Below are 13400 nucleotides of genomic sequence, written 5' to 3' on the forward strand. Positions count from 1 at the left end.
ATGGACTCTTCACGGATCGTTGCCGCATTGCAGGGCGGGCTCGGGCGCAAGCTCGCCGCGCTCACGATGGTCGGCTTGCTCGTTGGGCTCGCGGTCTTCGCGTTCGCCCTGTTCCAAGGCGCGTTTACCACCACCGCGAAGGTACTGGTCGACGCGCCCCGCTCGGGCCTCGTGCTCGACCCCGACGCCAAGGTGAAGGTGCGCGGCGTCGAGATCGGCCGGGTCGCCGAGATCAACCTGCGCGACGACGGTGCGCAGATCATGCTCGAGGTCGACCCCGAACAGCTGAAGCTGGTGCCGTCGAACGCGGGTGTCGACATTCGCTCGACCACGGTGTTCGGCGCCAAGTACGTGAATTTCGTAGTCCCCGAACAGCCTTCGTCCAGCTCGCTGAAGCCGGGCAGCACGGTCGCGGCGAGCTCGGTGACGGTGGAGTTCAACACGCTGTTCCAGCACCTGTCCGATGTGCTCGCCCAGGTGGAACCGGAGAAGCTCAACGCCACGCTGACCGCACTCGGTACCGCGCTGCAGGGCCGCGGCGACAAGTTCGGCGACCTGCTCGTCCGATCGGATCGCTACCTGCGCGAGATCAACCCGTATCTGCCCACGCTGCAACAGGATTTGGACAAGACGGCCCAGGTGACCAACATCTACGCCGATGCCTCCGGCGCGCTGCTGCGCACGGTGGACAACGCCACGGTGACCGCGAAGACGCTCTCGGAGTTGCAAGCAGAGCTCGACAATGTGCTGGTGAACGTGATCGGGCTGTCCGATACCACCGGTTCGGTGCTGCGGGAGAACGAAGCCGACCTCGTCACCGCGCTCGACCTGCTGCGGCCCACGACAAGCCTGCTGTTCGAATACGCACCCGCGCTCGGCTGCATCATCGACGGCCTCGGCCCGCTGATGCCGATCGCCGAGGACATGTTCGGCGGCCTGCTGCCCGGCGTCGGCATGAACGCCTCGTTCATGCTCGGCGACAAGCCTTACACCTACCCAGAGGACCTGCCCAAGGTGAACGCCACCGGCGGACCGCATTGTGAGGGCGTGGTCAACCGGGTGCCGGAAAGCCACTCGAACTATGTGGTGACCGATACCAACCAGGGCGCGCCGTACACGCCGCGCCACGGTGCACCCGAATTGAACAGCGCACCAAAGGTTTTCCAGCTGTTGCTGGAAGGACTGCCGGGAGTGACACGGTGAAGAACACGGCGACGACGGTCAAGCTCGCGATCTTCACCGTGGTGATGACGCTGGTGTTCGCCGGCCTGGCGATCGTGCTCAGTCAGGCACGGTTCTCCAGCGAGAACGGCTACAAGGCGGTGTTCACCAACTCCTCGGGCATGCTGCCCGGGTCGAAGGTGCGGATCGCCGGTGTGCCGGTCGGCTCGGTGTCCTCGGTGAAGGTCGGCGACGACGATCTCGCCCACGTCGAGTTCGACGTGGATACCAAGTACTCCGTGCTCTCGAGCACCCGCCTGGTGATCAAGTACGAGAACCTCGTCGGTGACCGGTATCTGGAGCTGCAGGAGGGGCCGGGCTCGCCACGTCGACTGCCGGACGGTTCCACCATCGGCAAGGAGCAGACCACGCCCGCGCTGGATCTCGACCTGCTGCTCGGCGGGTTCAAGCCGCTGCTGCGCGGCCTTGATCCGGGACAGGTCAACGACCTGACCTCGGCGTTGCTGCAGATCTTCCAGGGTCAGGGCGGCACGCTGGTCTCGCTGCTCAACAGCGGTGGCAGCTTCGCCAAGACCCTCAGCGATCGCGATGCCCTGATCGGCAGCGTGATCGACAACCTGAACACCGTGCTGGCCACCATCGACGATCGGGACGAACAGTTCACCACCACGATCGTGGAATTGCAGCGCCTGGTCAGCGGATTGGCCGCCGAACGCGACCCGATCGGCGCCGCGCTACCGCGGATCGCCGGTGCGACAAAGGAACTCAACGACCTGTTGACCACCGCGCGCCCCGATCTGCGCAACACCATCGCGCAGACCGGCAGGCTGGCCACCAACCTCGACAACGGCTCCGACCATATCGAGTGGGTGCTCGGCAAGCTGCCGGATACCTACAAACAGCTCACCCGCATCGGCGCCTATGGGTCGTTCCTGCAGCTGTACGTGTGCGGCACCAACTTCCTGATCGACGGCCCGAACGGCCAGACGATGGAAGTCCTGGCGCCAGGTCTGCAGGCGACCGGAAGGTGTACGCCCAATGAATGAGAAGAATTCGTCGGCCGTCATCGTCGGCATCGTCGGCATCGTGCTGGTGGTGACGATCTCGCTCGCCACGCTGCAATACAACAAGCTGCCGTTCATCCGCTCCGGCGCGACCTTCACCGCGTTCTTCGTCGACGCGGGCGGGCTGGTGCCGGGCGACCCGGTGCACGTCGCCGGTGTGCGTTCCGGCGAAGTCGACCAGGTATCGCTCGACGGTCCCAAGGTGCTGGTGAAGTTCACCCTCGACGAGTCGATCGTGCTCGGCCAGAAGACATCGGCCGCGATCAAGACCAACACGGTGCTCGGTCGCAAGTCCCTGGACGTGCTGCCGACCGGACCGGGCGCGCTGCGCACGGCCGACACCATCCCGCTCGATCGGACCACCTCGCCGTATTCGCTCAACGAGGCGCTCAGCGACCTCGGCGCGACCGTGCGAGACCTCGACATGCAACAGGTCGACAAGACGCTGGACGCGCTCTCGGGCGCCTTCGCCGACACCCCCGGCCCGCTGCGCAACGCCCTCGACGGCGTCACCGCGCTCTCGCGCAGCATCAATACGCGCGACCAGGCGCTGACCGATCTGCTCGGCCGGGCCCAGAACGTCACCAAGATCCTGGCCGACCGCAGCTCCCAGCTCAACGCGCTGCTGCTGGACGGGAACAATCTGCTCGGCGAACTCGACAACCGGCGCGCCGCGATCAACCAGCTCATCGTCTACATCGATTCCGTCGCCAAGCAGCTCTCCGGGCTGGTCGCCGACAACGAGGCGCAGATGAAGCCGACGCTGGACCGACTCAATTCGGTGCTCGCGATGTTGCAGCGCAACAAGGACAACCTGTCGAGCGCGCTCGAGAATCTCGGCCCCTACGCCTCCGCTCTCGGTGAGCAGGTCGGCAGCGGCCCGTGGTTCAACGCCTACGTGGTGAACGCGACGAGTACCGAACTGCGCCCGCTGGTCGACGCGCTGGTCTGGCCCGAGCATCTGCCGCAAGACGTGATCGATATCTTTACGCATCCGAGGCCGCCGGGCATCGTGCCTTCCCAGGAGGATCCGCCGCGATGAGCATCGCATCAACAGTGCGCGGCGTGCCGCGCTGGACGCTCGCGGTCGCCGCGGTGGTGATCGTCGCGCTGGTCGCGGTCGGGGTCTACATCACCCTCGGCGTCGGCAAGACCAAGATCACCGCCGCTTTCACCTCGACTACCGGCCTGTACGCCGGCGACGAGGTGCGGATGCTCGGTGTGGAGATCGGCAAGATCGACGAGATCGAGCCCGGCGAGGGCCGAGTGCTGGTGCGGATGTCGGTCGACAGTGGCATCGACCTGCCCGCCGACGCGCGTGCCGTGCTCATCGCACCCTCGCTGGTCTCGGCGCGGTTCATCCAGCTGGCACCCGCCTACACCGGGGGCCCGAAGCTGGTCGACGGTGCGCAGATCCCGATCGAGCGCACCGCGGTCCCGGTGGAGTGGGACGACATCAAAGCCGAACTATCCAATCTCGCAACGGCTCTCGGGCCGGTCGGCGATGACGAGCAGGGCTCCTTCGGGCGTTTTGTCGACACCGCCGCGAACAACCTGGACGGCAACGGCCAGAAGTTCCGTGACACCCTGCGTGAGCTGTCGGCGACGCTGAACACGTTGTCCGACGGGCGAACCGACCTGTTCGGCACCATTCGCAACCTGCAGAAGTTCGTCGAGGTGCTCTCGGCGAGCAACGAGCAGATCGTGCAGTTCGGTGGCAGGTTGGCCTCGGTGGCGTCGGTGCTCGCGGGCGCGTCCGAGGAACTCGTCGCGGGACTCGACAGCCTGGATGTGGCGCTCGCGGACGTGAAGCGTTTCCTCGAGGGCAGCGGCGCCGAGCTCACCGAGGGTGTCGAGCGTCTTGCCGATGTCACCCAGACGCTGGTCGACAAGCGGCCGGAGATCGAACGGGTACTCCATTCCGCGCCGACCGCGCTGGTGAACTTCTACCAGATCTACAAGCCGGCTCAGGGCTCGCTCACCGGCGCTGTGGCGCTGAACAATACGGCCAATCCGATGAGCTTCCTCTGTGGTTCGGTCCGTGCGCTCGAATACCACGACTCGGACCGCTCGGCGGATCTGTGCGCGGAGTTCCTCGCCCCGGTGATCAGCTCGTTGGCGATGAACTACGCGCCGATCATGCTCAACCCGGGCAGCGGCGTGACGGCCTTCCCCGAACAGTTGACGTTTAGCCCGCCGAGTTTGGCCGGAGAGGTAGCACCAGAACGGTCGTCATCGGCGCCGATCACTGTGCCGAACGGTCTTGCCGGACTTGCGGTTCCAGGAGGACAGCGATGAGGCCCCAACGCATGCTCGCCGGGCTGGCGGTGGGCGTCGCTGTGACGCTCGGCGCCACCGGCTGTCAATGGGACGGGCTGAACTCGCTACCCATGCCCGGCTCCGAGGGCAGGGGCCCCGGTTCGTACACCGTGCGGATCCAGATGCCCAATGTCACGACGCTGACCCGGAATTCGCCGGTGCGGGTGGACGACGTCGAGGTCGGCAATGTCACCGGAATCGATGTCGAGGGTTGGCACGCGCTGGTCACGGTGTCGCTGAATCCTGAGGTGAAACTCCCCGCCAACGCGATCGCCAAGATCGGCCAGACCAGCTTGCTCGGCAGCAATCACGTGGAGCTGTCCGCGCCTACCGCGACGCCGCCCGAGGGTCAGCTTCGCAACAACGACGTGATCCCGCTCGAGCGGGCGGGGGCCTACCCCACCACCGAGCAGGTGCTGTCCTCGCTGTCGGTAGTGCTCAACGGCGGTGGCATCGCCCAGCTCGAGACCATCACCAGGGAGCTGAACGCGGCGCTCAACGGCCGCGAGGCCGAGATCGCCGATCTGCTGCCGCAGCTCGACCAGCTCGTCACCGGCCTGGACAAGCAGACCGGCGACATCATCGCCGCGATGGAGGGCCTCGACCGGCTCGCGGGCAACCTCGCCGACCAGAAGGACGTACTGGCCCGCGCGATCGAGGAGATCCACCCGGCACTGACCGTGCTCGCCGACCGCACCGCCAACATCACCAGGGCGATCACCTCGCTGGGTGAGCTCAGCGAGGTCACCGAGCGGATCATCCAGACCAGCGGTGACGATCTGAAGGCCAACCTGGCCAGCCTCGGCCCGGTGCTCGAGACCCTGGCCAACACCGGCACCAATCTCATCGACGCGATGGGCATCCTGCCCACCTTCCCGTTCCCGATCAAGAACATCGGCAACGCGATCAAGGGCGACTACCTCAACCTCTTCATCACCTTCGACCTGACCGGTAAGCGCTTGGACAGCAACTGGCTCACCGGTACTCCGCTCGGCGGACGCTTCGGTGGTGTCGAGGGCGTGGTCGGTAGTTTCGCGCCGTCGACGGCGACCGACGCGGCCGACCCGACCAAGCTCCCACCGGCGCCCACGCCCAGTGCGGGACCGGCGCCCACACTGCCCGGACTGCCCGCCATTCCCGGCCTGCCCGCCATCCCCGGAATCACCGTGCCGCTGCCCGGCCAGGAAGGGGCGGGACGATGAAGCTCACCAAGTTCGTCCATGTTCAGCTCGCGATCTTCGCGGTCCTCACCGTGATCGGTCTGGTCGTGATGGGCGGGACGTATGTGCAGCTGCCCGCGATGTTCGGCATCGGCCGCTACAACGTGGTCGTGCAGCTCGCCGCCACCGGCGGGTTGTATCCGACCGCGAATGTGTCCTACCGCGGCACCAATATCGGCAAGGTCGAAGCGGTGCGGCTCACCCCCGCTGGGGTCGAGGCGGATCTGTCGATCAACAGCGACTACAAGGTGCCGTCGGACTTGACCGCCTGGGTGCGCAGTGTTTCGGCGATCGGTGAGCAGTACGTCGACCTGGTGCCCGAGGTCGGTGCCGACTCCGGCGACCTGCGCGACGGCTCGGTGATTCCGGTGCAGCGCACCAGGCTGCCCCAGGATGTCGGCGCGCTGCTCGATCAGTCCGACAAGCTGCTGTCCTCCGTCGCCGATACCCGGCTGCGTCAGGTGATCGACGAGGCGTTCACAGCGTTCAACGGCGCCGGGCCGGATCTTCAGCGGTTCATCGACTCGGCGGCGCTGCTGGTGCAGCAGGCCGAGACCGATGTGGAGCCGACCAAGAAGCTGCTCGATCAGATCGGCCCGCTGCTGGACACCCAGATCCAGTCCGAAGCCAATATTCGTTCCTGGACAACAGATCTCGCGACCCTGACCGATCAGCTGCGCGCACACGATCCCACGCTGCGAAACCTGTTGTACAACAGCCCATCGGCGATGCAGAAGGTCAACGAGCAGTTCCAGAGTCTGCGCCCGACACTGCCGCTGCTGACGAGCAACCTGGTCAGCCTCGGTCAGGTCGGGGTGACGTATCACGCTGGTCTCGAACAGCTTCTGGTCGTCTTCCCGCCGTTGATCGCGGCATTGCAGACCGTCATTCGTGGGCCTGCCCTGTACGGCGTGATGGTCGACTTCATGACCGTCATCAACGACCCGCCCGCCTGCACGACAGGCTTCCTGCCCGCCGATCAGTGGCGTGAGCCGAGCGATTTCTCCCCGGTGGACACCCCCGAAGGGCTTTACTGCAAGGTGGCTCAGGATTCTCCGATCGAAGTGCGCGGCATCCGCAACTCGCCGTGCATGGAGTATCCCGGGGTCAGGGCACCCACTCCCGAACTGTGCCGGACGGGGTACGTGCCGCAGGGCACGAACCCGCCGTTCGGTGCGCCGCAGCCGGTAGCGCCGGCTTCGGCACCCACCGGCGCGTCCACCGGCGGGGTCACCCCCGCCGCCGCGCGCCCCTATGATCCGTCCACCGGCAGCTATCTTGGTCCGGACGGACGCATGTACCGCCAAGGTGATATCGCCTCCGACGGTTCGGGCACTGTCCCGGCCAGCTGGCAGGCGATGTTGGAGGAGCAGCAACGATGAGTGAGAACAGCAACCGCCGTCCGCGTCGGCGGGCAGCGCGTTCGGCCGGTCCGCCGGTAGATGATGTGAAGGTCGTCGATGGGAACGTCGACGCGGGTGCGGTGGAACCGGCCGCGGCGGTCGGTGCCGAGGCGGCTCCCGACGAGGACGCCACGGTGGTCGCGGCTCCTGTCGAGCTGCGCAAGTCCGATGTGGTCGCCGAGGAGGCCGACGATGACTCGGCCGACCTCGACGAAGAAGATGCGAAGCTGACGCGGCTCGGGCAGATCATCGGGCTCGCCGCCGCCGCGGTGCTGGTGTTGGCGCTGGTCGTCGGTGCCGGGTTCGCCGCGTTCGCCGCGCGGTCGGGGAGCCAGGATGAGGATCTGCGCGCGCAGTACACCCAGACCGCGCGTCAGGCGGTCATCAACCTGACCACCATTCGCGCCGACTCCGCCAAAGAGGACATCGACCGGATTCTGTCGGTGGCCTCGGGGGAGTTCAAGAACGAGTTCGATGGTCGCGTCGATCCGTTCATGGATGTGGTGAAGCAGGCGAAGGTGGTTTCCACCGGCGAGGTCGTCGAGTCGGGCATCGAGTCCGTCGACGAGAATTCGGCGAAGGTTCTGGTCGCCGCCAAGCAGATGGTGAGCAACACCGGGTCGGCCGAACCGCAGTCGCGGCAGTACCGATTCCGGATCACCGTGTCGAACGGCGATTTCGGGATGACCGTGTCGAAAGTGGAGTTCGTGGGATGAGCAAGCGAATCAAGATCGTCTTCGGAGCCCTCGCGGCAGCTGGTTTGATCGCGGCCATTATCCTAGGCGTCAGCGGGTATCAGCTGTGGCAGCAGGACAAGACCGAGCAGGCGCGCACCGATGCGATGAGCACCGCGAGCCGGACAGTGAGCGCGATGTTCACCTATGAGCCCGCCACCGTCGACACCGAATTGCCGAGGGCGGCCGACAATCTCACCGAGTCGTTCCGCGCCGAGTACCTGAAGCTGATCGAGCAGGCCATCGCGCCGGGCGCCAAGGAGAAGCAGCTCACCGTCAAGGCCACCACCCAGGCCGAGGCCGTGGTCTCGGCCGACGCCGAGAAGGCGGTCATCCTGCTGTACCTGAATCAGCTGACCACCAGCAAGGATGCCCCCGATGGCACCACCTCGGGCAGTCGTGTACGGGTCTCGCTGGACAAGGCCGACAACCGCTGGCTGGTCTCCCAGGTCACGCCGGTCTGACCTACTCGCCGCGCGGTAGGCGCACCACGAAGGTGGCGCCGCCGCCCGGGGTCGATTCGACGCGCACTGTGCCGCCGTGCGCCGCGACGAGCGCGGCCACGATGGACAGGCCGAGCCCGCTGCCGCTTCTGTTGTGTACGCGGGTGCGGGAGACGTCGGCTCGGTAGAAGCGTTCGAAGACGTGGTCGGCTTCCTCGGTGGAGAGCCCGGGGCCGGTGTCGACGACCTCGAGCTGGACGTCGTCGGTGGCGGGGGTCAGGCGGACGGTGATCGACGTGCCGTCGGGGGTGTGGGTGCGGGCGTTGCCGAGGAGATTGGTGAGGACCTGGCCGAGGCGATGTTCGTCGCCGAGGATTTCCAGGGTGCCGGCGCCTTCGGCGATCTCGAGGGTGATCGAGCGGTGTTGTCCTTCGGCGGCTTCGACCGCGCGGGCGCTGTGGACGGCGTCGCCCGCTACTGCCAGTAGATCCACCGGGCGCAGCTCGACGGGGCGCTGGGCGTCGAGGCGGGCCAGCATGAGCAGGTCTTCGACCAGCAGGCCCATGCGTTGTGCCTCGTGCTCGATGCGGTTCATGAACATCGCCGGATCGGTGGTCGCGCCCTGGCGGTACAGCTCGGCGAAGCCGCGGATCGTGGTGAGGGGCGTGCGTAGTTCGTGGCTGGCGTCGGCGACGAAACGGCGCATCTTCGCCTCGGATTCGCGCGCGGCCGTTTCGGAGGCCTCGGTGGCCGCGAAAGCCTGCTGGATCTGGGTCAGCATGCTGTTCAGCGAACGGGACAGTCGGTCCACCTCGGTGACATTGCCGTGCACCGGGATTCGATGATGCAGCTCGCCGCCCGCGATTGCCGCCGCCGTCGCTTCGACCCGGTGCAGCGGTCGCAAGCTGCCGCGCACCACGAAATAGGCCGCGATGGCCAAGGCGATCAGCACAATGGCGCCGACGATCAATTGCAGCACAACGAGATTGCGTAGCGTCTCGATGTTCTCGGCCAGCGGCCACGCGACCGTCGCCGTCGCACGATGGCCCTCGACCGTGAGCACTCGCCACTGATCGCCCGAGTCGTCCAACGAGCCGACCGTGACCGGCTGTAGTGCGGGAGGATCGGGGAGATCGGGCTCGGCATTCGTGCCGAAGACGTTGTCGAGACGGACCTTTCGACTGCCGTCGGCGCTCTCGGCCGTCACGAAGTAGCGCCCGGGTGGTTGCCCGGATTCCGAGGAGGGCGGAGGCAGATTCGGCACGGGCAGTCCCACCCGCCGCTCCCATTCCATCGCCGCGTCCTGCAACTGCTGATCGGTGCGGTTCTGCAGCGAGTTCTCCATCGCCTTGGTCACCACGAAACTCGAAGCGACCAAACCGAATCCGGCCAACGCGACCAGCATCAGCACCAACGTCACCCGCAGGGGGAGTCTGCTCATCGCGTCGGCTCACGCATCACATAGCCGACCCCGCGCAGGGTGTGGATCAACCGCTGCTCACCGGTGTCGACCTTCTTGCGCAGATACGACACGTAGGTCTCCACCACGCCCACCTCGCCGCCGAAGTCGTAGCGCCACACGTGATCGAGGATGCGCGGCTTGCTCAGCACGCTGCCCGCGTTCACCATGAAATAGCGCAGCAGCGTGAACTCGGTGGGGGACAACGCCACCGGTTCGCCGGCCTTCCACACCTCGTGTGTGTCGTCATCGAGTTCGATGTCGGCGAAGCGCAGCCGGGTGCTCGCCTTCTCGGCGTCGGCGTGGCCCGCGCGACGCAGGATCACCCGTAGCCGCGCCACCACCTCCTCCAGGCTGAACGGCTTGGTGACGTAGTCGTCGGCGCCGAGGGTGAGCCCGGTGATCTTGTCGTCGACATCGTCGCGCGCGGTCAGGAACAGCACCGGTGCGTCGATCCCGTCGGCGCGCAGCCGGCGCAGCAGACCGAAGCCGTCCATGCCGGGCATCATCACGTCGACGATCAGCGCCTGCGGCCGGAACGTGCGCGCACGGTCCAGCGCCTCGGCGCCGTCGGCCGCCGTCGCCACCTCGAACCCCTGGTAGCGCAAACTCACCGCCAGGAGTTCGACGATCATCGGTTCGTCGTCGACGACGAGCACCCGCGCTTCAGGCACACCACTCATGCCCCTATGCTTCACCACCCCGCTGGGAAGTGGCTGGACCGACGCTGTGAGGTCGCTGTGTGTGCGTCAGTGCTGGTCGGCGGGGAAGGTCTGCTCGTCGCTCATCAGGGCCGAGCCTGCGATATTGCTGTGCGACAGTGCGTCGAGGAAGGCGCGGGCCCAGCGTTCGACGTCGTGGGTCAGCACCTGACGGCGCAGCGACCGCATCCGGCGGCGCTTGGTGTCGCGATCGTCGTCGAGTGCGCCGATGATCGCGTCCTTCACGCTGTCCAGGTCGTGCGGGTTGCACAGGTAGGACTGGCGCAGCTCCGCCGCGGCGCCGGTGAACTCGCTCAGCACCAGGGCGCCGTTGAGGTCGCTGTGGCAGGCCACGTACTCCTTCGCGACCAGGTTCATGCCGTCGCGCAGGGGCGTGACCAGCATGGCGTCGGCGGCGATGAAGAAGGCGATCAGTTCGTCGCGGGGGATCGGGCGGTGCAGATAGTGCACGACCGGGTAGCCGACGCGGGCGAATTCACCGTTGATCCGGCCCACCTGGCGTTCGATGTCGCCGCGCATCTTGATGTAGCTCTGCACGCGTTCGCGGCTGGGGGTGGCCAGCTGCACCATCACCGTCTCGGTCGGGTCGACGCGACCCTCTTCGAGGAGTTCCTGCAGCGCGTTGAGCCGGATGTCGATGCCCTTGGTGTAGTCGAGGCGGTCGACGCCGAGCATGATGTTCTTGGGATTGCCCAGCTCGGCACGGATCTGCGCGGCCCGCTCCCGCACCGAACGACGGCGGGAGGACTCGTCGAGTTCGGCGGAATCGATCGAGATGGGGAACGCGCCCACCCGAACCGTGCGGAAACCGACCTGCACGACACCCAGTTTCGAGCGAACCCCGATGGTGCCACGCGAGGTGGGCTGACCGGCCAGTCTGCGGGCCAGGTAGAGGAAGTTCTGTGCCCCGCCCGGCAGGTGGAAACCGATCAGGTCAGCGCCCAGCAGGCCCTCGACGATCTCGGTGCGCCACGGCATCTGCATGAACAGCTCGACCGGCGGGAAGGGGATGTGCAGGAAGAAGCCGATGGTCAGATCGGGGCGAAGCATGCGCAGCATCTTGGGCACCAGTTGCAGCTGATAGTCCTGCACCCAGACTGTCGCGCCCTCGGCGGCCACCTTCGCGGTCTCCTCGGCGAAACGCCGGTTGACCTCGACATAGGCCGCCCACCAAGCCCTGTCGTACACCGGGCGCACGATCACATCGTGATAGAGCGGCCACAACGTGCCGTTGGAGAACCCTTCGTAGTAGTCCTCCACCTCCTGCGCCGTGAGCGGCACCGGATACAGCTCGAGCCCGTCTTCGATAATCGGTTCGACCTCGACATCGGGCACACCGGCCCAGCCGACCCAGGCGCCTTTGTTGCTGCGCAGCACCGGTTCCAGCGCGGTCACCAGCCCACCGGGGCTGCGCTTCCATCTGGTGGTGCCGTCGGGCAGGCGCTCGAGGTCGACCGGAAGCCGGTTGGCGACGACAACGAATCCCGAACCCGCACCGGTCGGCGCGAGGGGTTCACTGCTTTCGGACGGACGGTCATTGGACGGTTGATCGATCATTTGGTCCACTCACGCATCCTTATGCGTCGCAGGGGTGCGCTGTGTCAGGCGGGGGCGATGCCCAGCATGGACAGCAGCATGCGGCACTCGTCGGCGTCTCCGGCATGTGCCGCGACGACCTTCTGTGCCTGGCGGGCGGTCTCGTCGGCAAGCGGCTCGAGTTCGTCGTCGGCGATGTCGTTGGTGGTGCTCTTCGCGGCCATAATGGGTTCGTCCTCCCGGTTTCCCTGCGCTCTACCTGCGAGTGATCAATACTATCGGGCGCCGGCGCACGGCCGATGAAGTAGCGACGCGCAACACCCCGCCCCGGTGCCGTGTCGTGGCGGTCCCGTTACCGTTGAGGTAGTACACGATCAACCCCGCAGAGAGGTTTGTTTCATGCCACTGGCCACGGTGAACGGCATCGCACTGAATTATCAGGTCAAGGGCGACCGTACCAAGGGCACCGACGTCAAGGGTGGTGGTCCGCTGGTGGTTTTGATCATGGGGACCGGGTCGCCGGGTCGCGTGTGGGAGCTGCATCAGGTTCCCGCGCTGGTCGCGGCGGGTTATCGGGTCTGCGTGTTCGACAACCGGGGGATCGCGCCGACTTTCGAAGCCGCGGGCGGAATGCGGATCGAGGAGTTGGTCGCCGACACCGCCGGGCTGATCGAGTTCCTCGACGAGGGCCCCGCGCTGATCGCGGGGACCTCGATGGGCGCGCGGGTGGCGCAGGAGCTGGCGCTGGCCCGGCCCGACCTGGTGCGCAAGGCTGTGTTCATGGCCGGTCACGGCAGGCTGGATCAGTTCCAGAAGACGCTGTCGGCCGGTGAGCGGGACCTCGACGCGTCGGCCGTGCAGCTGCCCGCGAAGTTCGAGGCGGCATTGAGCGCGGTGATGAATCTGTCACCGGCGACGATGGCCGACACCAACGCGGCGCGCGACTGGCTCGACCTGTTCGAGTTCTCCGTTGGGGCCCCTTCGCCCGGTGTCCGGGCGCAGCGGGCCATGGACCACGAATTCGACCGAGTCGCCGCCTATCGTTCGATTACGGTGCCCTGCTTGGCAATTGGATTCGCCGACGATCGGATGATTCCGCCGTACCTGTCGCGTGAGGTGGCCGAGGCCATTCCCGGCGCCCGCTACCAGGAGATCCCGGATACGGGCCATTACGGGTACCTGGAGCGGCCGGAGGCAGTCAACAAGATCCTGCTCGACTTCTTCGCTGCCTGATCGTCGAGGTGAGGCAGCATCGGGTAACTGCCTACCAGTAACGTATGCCTTGCTAGGGTCGACACAACGCTCGTGGCTTGGCGGC

13 protein-coding genes are annotated in these 13400 nt (G+C 66.5%); 9 read left to right on the top strand and 4 right to left on the bottom strand.

Annotated features, from left to right (window positions below; translation table 11 throughout):
- From IBJ82_RS10130 to IBJ82_RS10165, 8 genes are read left to right on the top strand one after another with little or no spacing between them, the layout of a single operon-like run.
- The gene (locus tag IBJ82_RS10130; protein ID WP_194825669.1) at positions 1-1203 is read left to right on the top strand and encodes an MCE family protein; all 1203 of its coding nucleotides are present in this window, start codon (positions 1-3) and stop codon (positions 1201-1203) included.
- Positions 1200-2228 carry an MCE family protein gene (locus IBJ82_RS10135; RefSeq protein WP_194825670.1) on the top strand — a complete coding sequence of 343 codons (1029 nt, stop codon included), beginning with the start codon at positions 1200-1202 and terminating at the stop codon, positions 2226-2228. Before IBJ82_RS10130 ends, IBJ82_RS10135 begins: the two co-directional genes overlap by 4 nt.
- Positions 2221-3288 carry an MCE family protein gene (locus tag IBJ82_RS10140; protein ID WP_194825671.1) on the top strand — a complete coding sequence of 356 codons (1068 nt, stop codon included), beginning with the start codon at positions 2221-2223 and terminating at the stop codon, positions 3286-3288. Before IBJ82_RS10135 ends, IBJ82_RS10140 begins: the two co-directional genes overlap by 8 nt.
- Positions 3285-4544: an MCE family protein gene (locus IBJ82_RS10145; RefSeq protein WP_194825672.1), complete on the top strand. Its 1260-nt coding sequence runs from the start codon at positions 3285-3287 to the stop codon at positions 4542-4544. The genes IBJ82_RS10140 and IBJ82_RS10145 overlap by 4 nt, the downstream gene beginning before the upstream one ends.
- A complete protein-coding gene (locus IBJ82_RS10150) occupies positions 4541-5767 on the top strand; it encodes an MCE family protein (protein WP_194825673.1) in 1227 nt (408 codons plus the stop codon). The genes IBJ82_RS10145 and IBJ82_RS10150 overlap by 4 nt, the downstream gene beginning before the upstream one ends.
- Entirely contained in the window at positions 5764-7167 is a 1404-nt protein-coding gene (locus IBJ82_RS10155; RefSeq protein ID WP_194825674.1) for an MCE family protein, read from the top strand. Before IBJ82_RS10150 ends, IBJ82_RS10155 begins: the two co-directional genes overlap by 4 nt.
- Complete coding sequence (locus IBJ82_RS10160) at positions 7164-7904, top strand: hypothetical protein (protein ID WP_194825675.1); 741 nt, start codon at positions 7164-7166, stop codon at positions 7902-7904. Before IBJ82_RS10155 ends, IBJ82_RS10160 begins: the two co-directional genes overlap by 4 nt.
- Entirely contained in the window at positions 7901-8386 is a 486-nt protein-coding gene (locus IBJ82_RS10165; RefSeq protein WP_194825676.1) for a h domain protein, read from the top strand. Before IBJ82_RS10160 ends, IBJ82_RS10165 begins: the two co-directional genes overlap by 4 nt.
- Before the next feature lies 1 nt (position 8387).
- Here IBJ82_RS10165 and IBJ82_RS10170 read toward each other — a convergent pair whose 3' ends face one another.
- The 4 genes from IBJ82_RS10170 to IBJ82_RS10185 form a co-directional block, all read right to left on the bottom strand.
- Positions 8388-9806, bottom strand: a complete 1419-nt coding sequence (locus IBJ82_RS10170) for a cell wall metabolism sensor histidine kinase WalK (RefSeq protein ID WP_194825677.1) — start codon at positions 9804-9806, stop codon at positions 8388-8390.
- A complete protein-coding gene (locus tag IBJ82_RS10175) occupies positions 9803-10507 on the bottom strand; it encodes a response regulator transcription factor (RefSeq protein ID WP_194825678.1) in 705 nt (234 codons plus the stop codon). The genes IBJ82_RS10170 and IBJ82_RS10175 overlap by 4 nt, the downstream gene beginning before the upstream one ends.
- A gap of 66 nt (positions 10508-10573) precedes the next feature.
- A complete protein-coding gene (locus IBJ82_RS10180) occupies positions 10574-12103 on the bottom strand; it encodes a trehalose-6-phosphate synthase (protein WP_194826201.1) in 1530 nt (509 codons plus the stop codon).
- A 44-nt stretch (positions 12104-12147) separates the two neighbouring features.
- Positions 12148-12306 carry a hypothetical protein gene (locus IBJ82_RS10185; RefSeq protein ID WP_194825679.1) on the bottom strand — a complete coding sequence of 53 codons (159 nt, stop codon included), beginning with the start codon at positions 12304-12306 and terminating at the stop codon, positions 12148-12150.
- A 175-nt stretch (positions 12307-12481) separates the two neighbouring features.
- Here IBJ82_RS10185 and IBJ82_RS10190 point away from each other — a divergent pair, with 175 nt between their 5' ends.
- Positions 12482-13315 (top strand): alpha/beta fold hydrolase, encoded by an 834-nt coding sequence (locus tag IBJ82_RS10190; RefSeq protein ID WP_194825680.1) that lies wholly within the window; start codon positions 12482-12484, stop codon positions 13313-13315.
- Positions 13316-13400 lie beyond the last annotated feature (85 nt).

The organism is Nocardia sp. XZ_19_231, assembly GCF_015355705.1.
In the GTDB taxonomy this organism is placed as follows: Bacteria; Actinomycetota; Actinomycetes; order Mycobacteriales; family Mycobacteriaceae; genus Nocardia; species Nocardia salmonicida.